Source organism: Buttiauxella sp. 3AFRM03 (genome assembly GCF_003675305.1).
In the GTDB taxonomy this organism is placed as follows: domain Bacteria; phylum Pseudomonadota; class Gammaproteobacteria; order Enterobacterales; family Enterobacteriaceae; genus Buttiauxella; species Buttiauxella ferragutiae.
In genome coordinates, this window is record NZ_CP033076.1 from 3198381 (window position 1) to 3211825 (window position 13445).

9 protein-coding genes are annotated in these 13445 nt (G+C 51.0%); 6 read left to right on the top strand and 3 right to left on the bottom strand.

Going from position 1 to position 13445, the window contains the following annotated elements; genetic code table 11:
• The first annotated feature begins 329 nt into the window (after positions 1-329).
• The 4 genes from xylF (at position 330) to xylR (ending at position 5356) form a co-directional block, all read left to right on the top strand.
• Positions 330-1322, top strand: coding sequence for a D-xylose ABC transporter substrate-binding protein (gene xylF / locus D8682_RS16315; protein WP_121815719.1), 993 nt, complete (start codon positions 330-332; stop codon positions 1320-1322).
• 58 nt (positions 1323-1380) lie between these two features.
• On the top strand, positions 1381-2922 hold the full coding sequence (locus tag D8682_RS16320) for a xylose ABC transporter ATP-binding protein (protein WP_064542395.1): 1542 nt from the start codon (positions 1381-1383) through the stop codon (positions 2920-2922).
• Positions 2900-4081 (top strand): xylose ABC transporter permease XylH, encoded by a 1182-nt coding sequence (gene xylH, locus D8682_RS16325; RefSeq protein WP_064542398.1) that lies wholly within the window; start codon positions 2900-2902, stop codon positions 4079-4081. Before D8682_RS16320 ends, xylH begins: the two co-directional genes overlap by 23 nt.
• Positions 4082-4177: 96 nt before the next feature.
• Positions 4178-5356: a D-xylose utilization transcriptional activator XylR gene (xylR, locus tag D8682_RS16330; protein ID WP_064542401.1), complete on the top strand. Its 1179-nt coding sequence runs from the start codon at positions 4178-4180 to the stop codon at positions 5354-5356.
• An 81-nt stretch (positions 5357-5437) separates the two neighbouring features.
• On the opposite strand, the gene D8682_RS16335 is transcribed toward xylR, so the two are convergent.
• Positions 5438-6271, bottom strand: coding sequence for a protein bax (locus tag D8682_RS16335; protein WP_064542404.1), 834 nt, complete (start codon positions 6269-6271; stop codon positions 5438-5440).
• Between the two features lie 314 nt (positions 6272-6585).
• Between D8682_RS16335 and D8682_RS16340 the strand changes: the two genes are divergently transcribed.
• Together D8682_RS16340 and avtA are read left to right on the top strand one after the other, a co-directional pair.
• Positions 6586-8604 (top strand): alpha-amylase, encoded by a 2019-nt coding sequence (locus D8682_RS16340; RefSeq protein ID WP_121814700.1) that lies wholly within the window; start codon positions 6586-6588, stop codon positions 8602-8604.
• Positions 8605-8819: 215 nt separating this feature from the next.
• Positions 8820-10073, top strand: a complete 1254-nt coding sequence (gene avtA, locus D8682_RS16345) for a valine--pyruvate transaminase (protein ID WP_064542409.1) — start codon at positions 8820-8822, stop codon at positions 10071-10073.
• A gap of 92 nt (positions 10074-10165) precedes the next feature.
• Here the strand turns inward: avtA and D8682_RS16350 are convergent, their stop codons facing one another.
• A complete protein-coding gene (locus tag D8682_RS16350; RefSeq protein WP_064542559.1) occupies positions 10166-11188 on the bottom strand; it encodes a HoxN/HupN/NixA family nickel/cobalt transporter in 1023 nt (340 codons plus the stop codon).
• Between the two features lie 4 nt (positions 11189-11192).
• Positions 11193-13412 carry a carbamoyltransferase HypF gene (gene hypF / locus D8682_RS16355; RefSeq protein WP_121815720.1) on the bottom strand — a complete coding sequence of 740 codons (2220 nt, stop codon included), beginning with the start codon at positions 13410-13412 and terminating at the stop codon, positions 11193-11195.
• Between the last annotated feature and the right edge of the window lie 33 nt (positions 13413-13445).

Genomic DNA, 13445 nt, shown 5'->3' on the forward strand with positions numbered 1-13445 from the left:
TCCTGTATTTTCCCTGGAGTTTGCTCAATTACGTTATTTCACACTGTGATTAAGAGAATGCTCAAATGTGCGCTGCCTCGCAAAAAATGTTGAAAATAATGAATGAAGTATCTCTATGGTTATTCCAATAAATAAAGCAACGAATGCATTTGTTAAATTAAAAGCAGATCGCCATCATAAATTAGAAATTAAACCAAAAAACGTAATGGGAAGATGAAAATCTGTAATTGCTGGATTTGTATTCACAGTCAACAATTCGAACCGGTCAACAGATGTTAATAATTTTTAATCCGATTTATCCCACCCTACACAGGTATAAAAAAATGCGAATGAAGATTAAGAACCTCTTACTAACGTTGTGTGCCTCGCTTGTTCTAACCAGTGCCTGCAGTATCGCCAAAGAAGTTAAAATCGGCATGGCAATTGATGATTTACGCCTGGAACGCTGGCAAAAAGACCGCGATATTTTTGTTAAGAAAGCCGAATCTTTGGGAGCGAAAGTCTTTGTACAGTCCGCTAATGGCAACGAAGAAACGCAAATGTCGCAAATAGAAAACATGATCAACCGTGGCGTGGATGTGCTGGTCATTATTCCTTATAACGGCCAGGTATTGAGCAACGTGATTGCCGAAGCCAAAAGAGAGGGCATAAAAGTATTAGCTTATGATCGCATGATTAATAATGCCGACATTGATTATTATATTTCATTTGATAATGAAAAAGTCGGTGAGCTTCAGGCACAAAGCATTGTTAATAAAGTACCTTCTGGTAATTATTTCCTGATGGGCGGTTCGCCAGTTGATAATAATGCGAAGTTATTCCGTCAAGGGCAGATGAAAGTATTAAAACCATATATTGATAGCGGGAAAATAAAAGTCGTCGGCGATCAATGGGCTGATGGTTGGTTGCCTGAAAACGCATTGAAAATCATGGAAAATGCGCTAACGGCTAATAACAATAAAATTGATGCGGTTGTGGCATCAAATGATGCGACAGCTGGTGGGGCAATCCAGGCGTTAAGTGCGCAAGGGTTGGCGGGCAAAGTGGCCATTTCTGGGCAAGACGCCGATTTAGCCGGTGTAAAACGTATTATCGCCGGTACGCAGACCATGACGGTTTATAAGCCAATCACCCAACTCGCAAATACAGCAGCGGAAATTGCCGTTGAACTGGGCGAGGGCAAACAACCGGCATCGGATGCCAAGCTGAATAATGGCGTTAAAGATGTCCCTTCACGCCTTCTTACTCCAATCGAAGTCGACAAAGCTAATATCGACAGCACCGTTGTGGCTGACGGTTTCCACAAAAAGAGCGAGCTATAACCTGCTGCGCCCGTGTTTTCCCACGGGCGCTATCCTGTAACCAGGTAAAGGAGGGGCTATGCCTTGTTTACTGGAAATGAAAAATATCACCAAGACCTTCGGCGTCGTGAAGGCGGTTGATAGTGTCAGCCTGTCAGTAGATTCCGGTGAGGTGATGTCACTTTGTGGTGAAAATGGCTCCGGCAAATCCACGCTGATGAAAGTACTTTGCGGTATTTACCCTTACGGCAGTTACGAGGGTGAAATCTGGTTTGCCGGGGAAAAACTGCAGGCGAGCCATATCCGCGACACCGAACGCAAAGGGATTGCGATCATTCACCAGGAGTTGGCGCTGGTTAAGCATTTGACGGTGCTGGAAAATATTTTCCTTGGGGCAGAAATTTCACGGCATGGTGTGCTGGACTACGACAGCATGACCCTTCGTTGCCAAAAGTTGCTCGCGCAGGTGAGCTTAAATATCTCTCCGGATACCCGCGTAGGGTCGCTTGGGCTGGGGCAGCAGCAACTGGTCGAAATTGCCAAAGCGCTGAATAAACAAGTGCGATTGCTGATTCTCGACGAGCCAACGGCCTCGTTAACAGAGCAAGAAACGGCGGTGCTGCTGGGAATTATTCGTGACCTGCAAGCGCACGGCATCGCCTGTGTGTATATCTCCCACAAGCTCAATGAAGTTAAAGCGATTTCCGATACCATTTGCGTTATCCGCGACGGAAAACCGATTGGTACACGCGATGCAGCACTCATGCAGGAAGAAGACATCATTACCATGATGGTTGGGCGTGAGTTAACCGCGCTCTACCCAAATGAACCGCATCAGACCGGTGATGAAATTCTTCGCGTTGAGCATCTCACTGCCTGGCATCCCGTCAACCGGCATATCAAACGCGTCAACGATATTTCATTTTCACTGCACAAAGGCGAAATCCTTGGAATAGCGGGGCTGGTTGGCGCAGGGCGAACCGAAGCGGTTCAGTGCCTGTTCGGCGTTTGGCCCGGGAAATCTGAAGGTCGTATTTTCATTGATAACGAACCTGTCGCTATCAGCAATTGCCAGCAAGCTATTGCCCACGGTATTGCCATGGTGCCTGAAGATCGAAAAAGAGACGGCATCGTGCCGATTATGGCGGTAGGGCAAAACATCACCCTTGCCGCCTTGAATCAGTTTTCTGGGGCTCTCACTCACCTTGATGACGCCGCAGAACTTAACTGCATCCTGCAATCAATTGAGCGGTTAAAAGTGAAAACTTCGTCGCCTGATTTGGCTATTGGCCGCCTGAGTGGTGGTAATCAGCAAAAAGCAATTCTGGCGCGCTGTCTGCTGCTCAATCCTCGCATCCTGATTCTGGATGAACCCACGCGCGGCATTGATATCGGTGCGAAATATGAAATCTACAAACTGATCAACCAACTGGTGCAGCAAGGCATTGCGGTGATTGTTATCTCATCTGAATTGCCGGAAGTGCTCGGTCTGAGTGACAGAGTGCTGGTGATGCACGAGGGGCGAATCAAAGCCGACCTGATTAATAACAATTTGACCCAGGAACAGGTTATGGAAGCTGCACTGAGGAGCGAAAAGCATGTCGAAAAGCAATCCGTCTGAACTGAAACTCACGGCACCAGCAGCTTCACCTTTTGCGGGGTTGCGGGCGCTAAATCTACAGGTTTTTGTCATGATTGCCGCGATTGTGGTGATCATGTTGTTCTTTACCTGGACCACTGAAGGCGCCTATCTCAGCGCCAGAAACGTTTCCAACTTACTGCGCCAGACAGCCATTACCGGAATCCTGGCGGTCGGCATGGTATTCGTCATTATCTCTGCGGAAATTGACCTTTCTGTCGGCTCGATGATGGGCTTGCTGGGTGGTGTGGCGGCGATTTTTGATGTCTGGTTAGGCTGGCCGTTACCACTGACTATCGTCGTGACACTGGCGCTTGGTCTGGTGTTGGGGGCGTGGAACGGTTGGTGGGTGGCTTATCGCAAAGTCCCTTCGTTCATCGTCACGCTCGCCGGCATGTTGGCATTTCGTGGCGTTTTGATTGGCATTACCAACGGCACCACTGTTTCTCCAACCAGTGTCGATATGTCGCAAATCGGGCAAAGTTATCTGCCGGACGGCATTGGCTTTGGTATCGGCACCTTAGGGCTGGTCGCTTTTGTTGCCTGGCAATGGCGGATGCGTATTCGCCGTCAGGCTTTGGGGCTGGCAACACCAGCATCGACAGGTGTTGTCGGGCGGCAGGCTATCACCGCGGTCATCGTACTTGGCGCAATCTGGCTGCTCAATGATTACCGCGGTGTGCCAACACCGGTGTTGATCCTCACGCTCTTACTGCTGGCTGGCATGTTTATGGCGACCCGCACTGCATTTGGGCGGCGCATTTATGCGATTGGCGGCAATATCGAAGCGGCACGACTTTCTGGTATTAATGTTGAGCGCACCAAGTTGGCCGTTTTCGCTATCAACGGGTTAATGGTAGCAATTGCCGGGTTGATTCTAAGTTCACGTCTGGGGGCCGGTTCACCGTCTGCCGGGAACATTGCTGAGCTTGATGCCATCGCCGCATGTGTGATTGGTGGCACCAGCCTCGCGGGAGGCGTGGGCAGCGTTGCCGGAGCGGTGATGGGCGCCTTTATCATGGCTTCTCTGGATAACGGAATGAGCATGATGGATGTGCCCACGTTCTGGCAATACATCGTCAAAGGGGCGATTTTGCTGCTGGCGGTATGGATGGATTCGGCGACCAAGCGCCGCGCATAAGAGTGTGCAAAGGATCACAATGCCGGGGCCAGGTTCCCCGGCATTGTTACAGTTATGGTATTGCACATACGGTTTTGTCATCAGGAATGAAAAAGTATGTTTGAGAAACGTCATCGCATTACGTTGTTATTCAATGCCAATAAAGCCTACGACCGCCAGGTGGTGGAAGGGGTTGGCGAATATTTGCAGGCGTCTCAATCTGAGTGGGACATTTTTATTGAAGAGGATTTCCGCGCTCGTATCGATAACATCAAAGAGTGGTTGGGCGATGGGGTGATTGCCGATTTCGATGATGCGCAAATCCAGCGTTTGCTCGACGGTGCTGACGTTCCAATTGTGGGTGTCGGTGGGTCATATCATTTACCCGAACATTATCCACCAGTGCATTACATCGCCACTGATAACCACGCATTAGTAGAAAGTGCATTTCTGCATCTTAAGGAGAAGGGCGTTCAGCGTTTTGCATTCTATGGTCTGCCGAACTCCAGCGGTAAACGCTGGGCAATGGAGCGCGAATATGCCTTTAACCAACTGGTGGCGAAAGAAAAATACCGCGGTGTGGTTTATCAGGGAATAGAAACGGCGCCGGAAAACTGGCAACACGCGCAAAATCGTTTGGCTGATTGGGTGCAAACGCTGCCTCCACAGACTGGGATTATCGCGGTGACAGATGCTCGTGCGCGGCATCTGCTGCAAGTCTGTGAACATCTGCATATTCCAGTGCCAGAAAAGCTGTGTGTGATTGGCATTGATAACGAAGAGCTGACGCGTTACTTATCACGCGTAGCACTTTCATCGGTCGCACAAGGGACAAGGCAAATGGGGTATCAGGCGGCCAAATTACTGCATCGCTTGATGGACAACGAACCGCTCGCCTTACAAAGAGTTCTGGTGCCACCGGTACGCGTGGTCGAACGGCGCTCAACGGATTACCGTTCTTTGCACGACCCTGCCGTGATTCAGGCCATGCACTACATCCGTAATCACGCCTGCAAAGGGATAAAAGTGGAACAGGTGTTGGATGCGGTGGGGATCTCGCGTTCAAACCTGGAGAAGCGTTTCAAAGAGGAAGTTGGCGAGACGATTCATGCAATGATTCACGCCGAAAAACTGGAAAAAGCGCGCAGCTTGTTGGTCTCTACATCCTTGTCGATCAACGAAATATCGCAGATGTGTGGTTATCCCTCACTGCAGTATTTCTATTCAGTGTTTAAGAAAGAATATGACGCGACGCCGAAGGAACACCGCGAAAGGTATAGCGAAATATTAGTCTGATGAATGCTTTAGGGCAAAAAAAACGCCTTCAATATGAAGGCGTGAATTTATTACTTATTATTAACAATCTATTTTAATTATTTAGTTCGGTGCCATAAAACGCTGATTGGTTTGGTACATCGCAAATAGATAGTTGTTATAGCTACTACCCTTCGTGGAATACCCTTTCAGCTTATGAATCATATTGCTGGCTGTAACTTCTTGATCCGCTTTGCGCAATTGTGCGCGTGATTTACGGAAAGACTTATAGGCCGGATGCGTATTCAGATTTGTTACGTAAGAGTTAACGCCTTCTTTAACTGAATCGTAATGCAAATAGCCTTTTACTTTGCCTGGTTCGCTGTTGCAATGGCGCTTGCTGCACTTCATGCCAAACAAGTTGTTATTGCTACGCGCGAGTTTAGACGTACCCCAGCCACTCTCGGCTGCGGCCATCGTTGCTACCATATTGGTAGGAATGATGTCGACTTTTTCCATCAGTGTGTTCCACGGCACGCGCTTAGTATTACCGTTCCACGCAATTTTATAGCGCTTAGTAATATCTTTCAGACGCGTACGCTCTGATGGTGACCAACGCTGCTCATACTGTTTAGAAACCAACCAGTTACGGTCAGCAGTGATGGCGGCATTTTGGCTCTTAATATATGGCATGACCGTCCGGAGAAACGCTTTTTTTCTAGGTGTTCCGGAAGGGTATTTTCGCAAATCAGGGAGCGATGCAATTTCACTATTGCGAGAATACTCTTTCTTACTACTTGCCAATTTCTTACTTTGTGTATTCGTGCTTTTTGTCTGAACTAAAGGGGCTTTATGCGATTTTGGCTCATGTTTACTTGCTAATACCCCAGCTGAAAAACTGAAGGTCAGTAACATAAGTATCGCAGCCCCAAATCGTCGGATTGGGGTTGATATCATTAGATCTCCTGGTCGGATCGTTACGTTGCCAGTGCCTTAATTGTCGAAGGTTTCGAAAAAAGGAAAGGCAGATACTAACAAAAATAGACCTCTTGAGCACCAAAAGAAATAATCCGATTCTTAAATGATGTCACGTACGAACTTCTTATGACGGCAAAAAGTGTCATATTTTGCGATGGTTATCCCATATTTTATTGAATTGATACCGCCATCACTCACCCTATTATCTCCTCCCCAGCTATCCATTTTGGGGATGAACTCTGCGACTAAAAATAGTGCCACACTGGATAAAAGATAATCGCGGGCTTAACCCTATGAAAAAATTACCTCTGTTGTTTCTTTTGTTTCCAGGCCTTGCGCAATCCGCGTGGACAGCCCCTGGAATCCCTGCGTTCAAAGAGCAAACTGCAGGCGTCTTTGTCAGTGAGGCAAAGCTGTCAAAAGGCACACTCCCGCTGAGCCTGAAACTCAACCAGACCTGCTGGCAGCCCGCAGAATCCATTAAACTGAATCAGGCACTTTCGTTAAAACCTTGCGAGGGCGAGGCACCCGTCTGGCGGCTATTCCGGGACGGCGAATACCAGATTCAAATTGACACCCGCAGCGGTACTCCCACGCTTAGCCTGGGTATTAATAGCGAAGCGCAAGCTGTGCCAGTTGATGTGACTCGCCAGTGCCCTAAATGGGACGGCCAACCGCTCACTGTTGATGTCAGCAAAACTTTTGCTGAGGGCAGCGAAGTGCGTGATTTCTACAGCGGTGCGACGGCAACGGTCAAACAAGGCCAGATTACCCTGATGCCTGCCGCAAACAGCAATGGCCTGTTGCTGCTGGAATCCGCGAGCACCAAACAGGCGGCACCGTTTAGCTGGCACAATGCCACCGTTTACTTTGTGCTGACCGACCGTTTTGAAAATGGTAATCCAAAAAACGACAACAGCTATGGCCGCCACAAAGATGGAATGCAAGAAATCGGCACGTTCCACGGCGGTGACCTCGCGGGATTAACTCAAAAGCTCGATTACCTGGAGAAACTGGGCGTGAACGCGTTGTGGATTAGCTCGCCGCTGGAACAAATCCACGGCTGGGTGGGCGGCGGTACCAAAGGGGATTTCCCGCACTACGCCTACCACGGCTACTACACAATGGACTGGACCAAACTCGATGGCAATATGGGCACCGAGGATGAATTACGCACGTTAGTGGATGAAGCCCATAAGCGCGGGATGCGTATCCTGTTCGACATTGTGATGAACCACACCGGCTACGCAACGCTTGCCGATATGCAGGAGTATCAGTTTGGCGCGCTCTACCTTCAGGGGGATGAGCTGACGAAAACCCTCGGTCAACACTGGACGAACTGGAAGCCAGGTCCGGGACAAAGCTGGCACTCATTTAATGATTACATCAATTTTGGCGATAAAGCAGCCTGGCAAAACTGGTGGGGTAAAAACTGGATCCGTACCGATATTGGCGATTACGACAGCCCAGGTTTTGATGACTTAACTATGTCGCTGGCGTTCCTGCCGGATTTGAAAACGGAATCCACGCAAGCGGCGGGTTTGCCGATTTTTTACCGTCATAAACCTGATACTCACGCTAAAGAAATCGCTGGCGATACGGTGCGAGATTATCTGACTCATTGGCTGAGCCAGTGGGTGCGTGATTACGGCATTGATGGTTTCCGGGTCGATACCGCGAAACATGTCGAAAAAGCAGCCTGGCAGCAACTTAAGGAGCAGTCGGTTAGCGCACTGGCTGAATGGAAAAAAGCCAACCCAGAGAAGACGCTGGATGACGCACCATTCTGGATGACCGGTGAATCCTGGGGGCATGGTGTGATGAAAAGCGATTACTACAACAGCGGCTTTGACGCGATGATCAACTTTGATTACCAGGAACAAGCGGCAAAAGCAGTGGATTGTTTATCGAATATCGATCTCACCTGGCAGCAAATGGCGACTAAGTTGCAGGATTTTAATGTTCTTAGCTACCTTTCGTCGCACGATACCCGCCTGTTCCGCGAGGGTGGCCAGCGTGCTGCAGAGTTACTGCTTTTAGCTCCGGGGGCAGTACAGATTTTCTATGGTGATGAAACAGAACGCCCGTTTGGCCCAACAGGTTCTGACCCGCTGCAAGGTACGCGTTCAGATATGAACTGGGGGGAAAATCTGGCAACGCTCGCGCACTGGCAGAAAATCAGCCAGTTCCGCGAACGTCATCCGGCAGTGGGGGCGGGCAAGCAGAATACGGTGAGTATGAAGCAAGGCTATGGCTTCAGCCGTCAGGCGGGCGATGACAAAGTGATGGTGGTTTGGGCGGGGAACCAGTAAATGATGGCGGATGACGCTGCGCTTATCCGCCCTACAAATTCCCCGTAGGCCGGATAAGCGCAGCGTCATCCGGCGGAAAAATATCAGCACTTAATGCTTTTAATATGAATTAAAGCAGCATATTGACCACGAGACGCTAATCTTAATGCGTTTGCACCGCGTCTTTTACGGCGTTATGGTTAGCCTCTTTTGATGGTCAAAGACAGATCTACGTTATGACGTTTTCACTTTTCGGCGACAAATTTACCCGCCATGCAGGCATTACCCGCCTGATGGAGGATCTGAACGATGGTCTGCGCACGCCTGGAGCGATCATGCTCGGCGGTGGTAATCCTGCGCAAATTCCTGCAATGAATGACTACTTCCAGGATCTGCTGGCAGACATGCTGGCAAACGGGAAAATGACCGACGCTCTCTGTAATTACGATGGTCCGCAGGGGAAAAGTGAGTTACTTGACGCGCTTGCGGATATGCTGCGCAAAGAATTAGGTTGGGATATTACTCCGCAGAATATTGCACTGACAAATGGTAGTCAGAGCGCGTTTTTCTACTTGTTTAACTTGTTTGCTGGCCGTTATGCCGATGGCAGTACCAAAAAGGTGTTGTTCCCATTGGCACCGGAATACATCGGTTATGCTGATTCCGGCCTTGAAGAAGACCTGTTTGTTTCGACGCGTCCTAATATTGAACTGTTGCCCGAAGGCCAGTTTAAATATCACGTAGATTTTGAACATCTGCATATCGGCCCTGATACCGGGATGATTTGCGTCTCACGCCCGACCAACCCAACGGGCAACGTGATTACCGATGAAGAGCTGATCAAACTCGATGCGCTGGCCAATCAACACGGTATTCCGCTGGTTATTGATAACGCGTATGGCGTTCCATTCCCGGGGATTATTTTTAGTGAAGCCCGCCCGCTGTGGAACCCAAACATCATCTTGTGCATGAGCCTGTCCAAACTGGGCTTGCCGGGTAGCCGTTGTGGCATCATCATCGCCAATGACAAAATCATCTCAGCTATCAGTAACATGAATGGGATTATCAGTCTGGCGCCGGGTGGTGTTGGCCCGGCAATGGCGTGTGAGATGATCAAGCGTAACGATTTGCTGCGCTTGTCCGAAACCGTTATCAAACCGTTCTATTATCAGCGCGTTCAGGACACGATCGCGATTATTCGTCGCTATTTGTCACCAGAACGCTGCTTAATTCACAAACCAGAAGGGGCGATCTTCCTGTGGTTGTGGTTTAAAGACCTGCCGATCTCCACGGAATTGCTTTATCAGCGCCTGAAAAAACGCGGTGTGTTGATGGTGCCGGGGGATTATTTCTTCCCAGGGCTCGATAAACCGTGGCCGCACACGCATCAGTGCATGCGCATGAACTACGTGCCGGAGCCTGAGAAAATCGAAGCCGGTGTGAAGATTCTTGCCGAAGAGATTGAGCGGGCGTGGGCTGAAGCGAAGTAATTTGTGAAATGGCGGATGGCGCTAGCGCTTATCCGCCCTACAACGATTACCGTAGGTCATACAGCAGCGTCATCCGACAATCCATAACCGAATTAACGCACCACCAAAGAATCGTACCCCTTCCAGCGGTAGTTCAGCATCGACACAATCCAGCAGCCAATAAACAGCCCAACCACGATAAAGCCCGCATTGCCGAGGTTTTCATTCAACGCATCAACCCATTTCCATACACCACTGTGCAGGTCGAATTTATCCGCCAACAACCCTAATGCTTCCATGCCGCCGATAAACAGCGCCACCACAACCGAGGTGCCGGTAATCGTCATATTGTAATAAAGTTTGCGCTGCGGTTTGTTAAACGCCCAGCCGTAAGCGCCAACCATAATCATATTGTCGAGCGTATCAATCAGCGCCATCGCGCTGGCAAACAGCGCCGGAAACACCAGAATCGACCATATCGACATCCCGCTAGACGCGCTGGCGGCAGAAATGCCCAGCACGCCAATTTCTGTTGCCGTATCAAACCCTAAACCAAACAAAAAACCGACCAAATACATATGCCAGCTTTTATTGATCAGCTTGAATGTGGAGCGGAACAGCCAGCTCATCATGCCGCCACCAGTGAAATCAGTCGCCTCGGCAGACAACGGTTCACCACGCTTGAGCTGGTGAAAATTGCGCCATACGCCACGTAAGATCACCAGATTAACCAGTGCCATTGCCAGTAAAAAACACGCCGATACGGCCGTGCCAATCACGCCACCAACCTCATGGAACCAGTCCATATCATTCTTAAATGCCGCAGCGGTTGCGGCAATCGCGATTGAAGCCAGCACCACAATGCTGGAATGACCGAGCGAGAACCAGGCACCAATACCAAACGGGCGTTTCCCTTGCTGCATCATCTTGCGCGTCACGTTATCAATTGCTGCGATGTGGTCGGCGTCGACCGCATGGCGCAGGCCGTAGCACCAGGCCAGTAAACTTGCGGCCATCAATGCCGTGCTGTGGTGAAACGAAACCAGCGCCCAGGCCCAGGCGGCAAGGTTTGCGGCAACTAAAACAGCCAGCAAAACAGCGGCGCGCGGGTTGTCACGAAGAATACGCAAGAACATCATTTTATCCTTGTGAAGGAAGGTGGAAGCGGGCGGCGGCAACCAGCGCCTGGCCCAATGCAAGGGCACCGTCACCGGCTGGCAACTGTGTCGGGAAGAGCAGATTGAAATCCGCGAGGTGATACGAAAATCTTTCACGCATCAGCTGGTTATGCAGCACGCCACCGCTGAATACGATAGTTTTAATCGCCAGCTTGTCTGCGTGGCTGCGGGCTAAATCAGCCAACCCTTTTGCCAGCGCATCATGAAAAGCCCAGGCGCGAGCGGGTGCACAGTCGTGCCAGTTCAGCCATTGCTGCCAGAACACCGCCATATCGAGTTGGCCTTTGATAAGCGGCAGGGTAACAGGATGCAGACACGCACCACTTTGTGACGCCAGCGCTTCAAAGCGACAGGCGGCTTCCCCTTCGTAGCTTTGCTGTAGCGGAGCGCAGTTCAGCGCCGCCGCAGCTGCATCAAACAGGCGGCCCGTGGAGGAGGCTCGTGGGCTGTTAATCCCACGCGCAATCGCCGTTGCCAGCAGCGGCCAGTTTTGTTCGCGTACCACGGCGGTTTCAGGGCATTGTTGCCAGTCCGGCACAAAAGCCAGGCATTGGGCGAACAGGTTGCGCCACGGCTGGCGAGCGGCGAGATCGCCACCCGGCAGCGCTACAGCGGGCAAGCCACCGAGATGTTCACAATCGCGATAGTTCACCCGCAGGCACTCGCCGCCCCACAACTGGTCGTTCTCGCCGTAGCCAATGCCATCAAGGGTTAGCGCGATCGCATCACCGCCGTCCAGCGGCCAACTGTGTTCAGCCATACATGCCACTGCATGAGCATGGTGATGCAAAACTTTGCTCACAGGCATGCCCATTTCCTGGCCGATGCGGACGCTGTGGTAGCCTGGGTGGGCGTCTATCACGATCTGTTCTGGCGTAAAATCATAGGCTTCGCAGATCAGTGTGCGTGCTTTTTGCCACTGCTCTTCAACGCCTTCTTCTGCGAGATCGCCAAGATGCTGGCTGAGCACTGCCTGGTTGCCACGCAGCAAGCAGAAGGTATTTTTCAGGTCGGAACCTAACGCCAGAATCGGCGGCAGGCCTGAAAAACCTGGCGGCAACGGCAGAGCATCTGGCACAAACCCTCTGGCGCGGCGCAGCATCTCACCATTTGCCCGCACCACGGAATCATCCATTCGCTGCACGATGTCGCGGTTGTGCAACAACCAGCCGTCGGCAATATCGGCCAGTTCTTCAAGCGCTTGCTGATTGGTGATGGCTGGCGGTTTGCCATTTAAATTGCCGGATGTCATTACCAGCGGGCCGCCAAAACCCTGAAGCAAAAGGTGTTGTAGCGGGTTGGCGGGTAGCATCACGCCGACTTCGCGAAGGCCAGGGGCGATAAACGCACTTAGCCCAGGCAGCGCAGACTTTGCCATTAACACAATCGGTGCCGCAGGCGTCGTCAGTTGGGCGAGTACATTTTCTGGTAAGCCGTCTGAATCTGGCAGCATCACCGCCAGCGGTTTGGACGGGCGCTGTTTACGCTCGCGCAGCCGTGAAACCGCTGCATCGTTACGCGCATCCACCGCCAGATGAAAGCCGCCCAGCCCTTTTATCGCCACGATTTTCCCGGCTTTTAACGCTGTAATGGCTGCCTGCAAAGCGCCTTCGCGCTCAAGGTGTTGCTCATCACATTGCCAGCTGATTTGCGGCCCACATTCCGGGCAAGCGACAGGCTGCGCATGAAAGCGCCTGTCCATCGGTTCGCGGTACTCTTTTTCACACGCTGGGCAAAGTGGAAAAGCCGCCATCACCGTGTTTGGCCGGTCATACGGCATGGTATTAATAATGGTGAAGCGCGGGCCGCAGTGGGTGCAATTGATAAACGGATAGCGATAACGGCGATTGTTTGGATCATTGAGTTCGCGCAGGCAATCCGGGCAGGTGGCGGCGTCGGGGACGATTTGTGTCTCCATCGAGCTGCTGTGACTGTGGCGAATGGTGAAATCCTGGGGTAGCGTTTCCCACTGCATTGGCGATTGTTCAAGGCTATCGATACGCGCCAGTGGCGGGCAATGGGCGTGAAGCCTGGTGATAAACGCATCGGCGGTGGATGTCAGGCGCACTAACACACCCGCGCCGTCATTGCAGACATCGCCGGTGAGGCTGAGTTGTTGCGCCAGTTGCCAGACGAATGGCCGGAAGCCAACGCCCTGCACTTTGCCGCGAATGCGTAGCATCACGCCGTTAAAATTCACAATTGTTCCTTAAAA

Bases quoted from the DNA above. Each gene is read 5' to 3' on its own strand.
- xylF (WP_121815719.1), top strand. From the start codon at position 330: ATGAAGATTAAGAACCTCTTACTAACGTTGTGTGCCTCGCTTGTTCTA.
- D8682_RS16320 (WP_064542395.1), top strand. From the start codon at position 1,381: ATGCCTTGTTTACTGGAAATGAAAAATATCACCAAGACCTTCGGCGTC.
- xylH (WP_064542398.1), top strand. From the start codon at position 2,900: ATGTCGAAAAGCAATCCGTCTGAACTGAAACTCACGGCACCAGCAGCT.
- xylR (WP_064542401.1), top strand. From the start codon at position 4,178: ATGTTTGAGAAACGTCATCGCATTACGTTGTTATTCAATGCCAATAAA.
- D8682_RS16335 (WP_064542404.1), bottom strand. From the start codon at position 6,271: ATGATATCAACCCCAATCCGACGATTTGGGGCTGCGATACTTATGTTA.
- D8682_RS16340 (WP_121814700.1), top strand. From the start codon at position 6,586: ATGAAAAAATTACCTCTGTTGTTTCTTTTGTTTCCAGGCCTTGCGCAA.
- avtA (WP_064542409.1), top strand. From the start codon at position 8,820: ATGACGTTTTCACTTTTCGGCGACAAATTTACCCGCCATGCAGGCATT.
- D8682_RS16350 (WP_064542559.1), bottom strand. From the start codon at position 11,188: ATGTTCTTGCGTATTCTTCGTGACAACCCGCGCGCCGCTGTTTTGCTG.
- hypF (WP_121815720.1), bottom strand. From the start codon at position 13,412: ATGCTACGCATTCGCGGCAAAGTGCAGGGCGTTGGCTTCCGGCCATTC.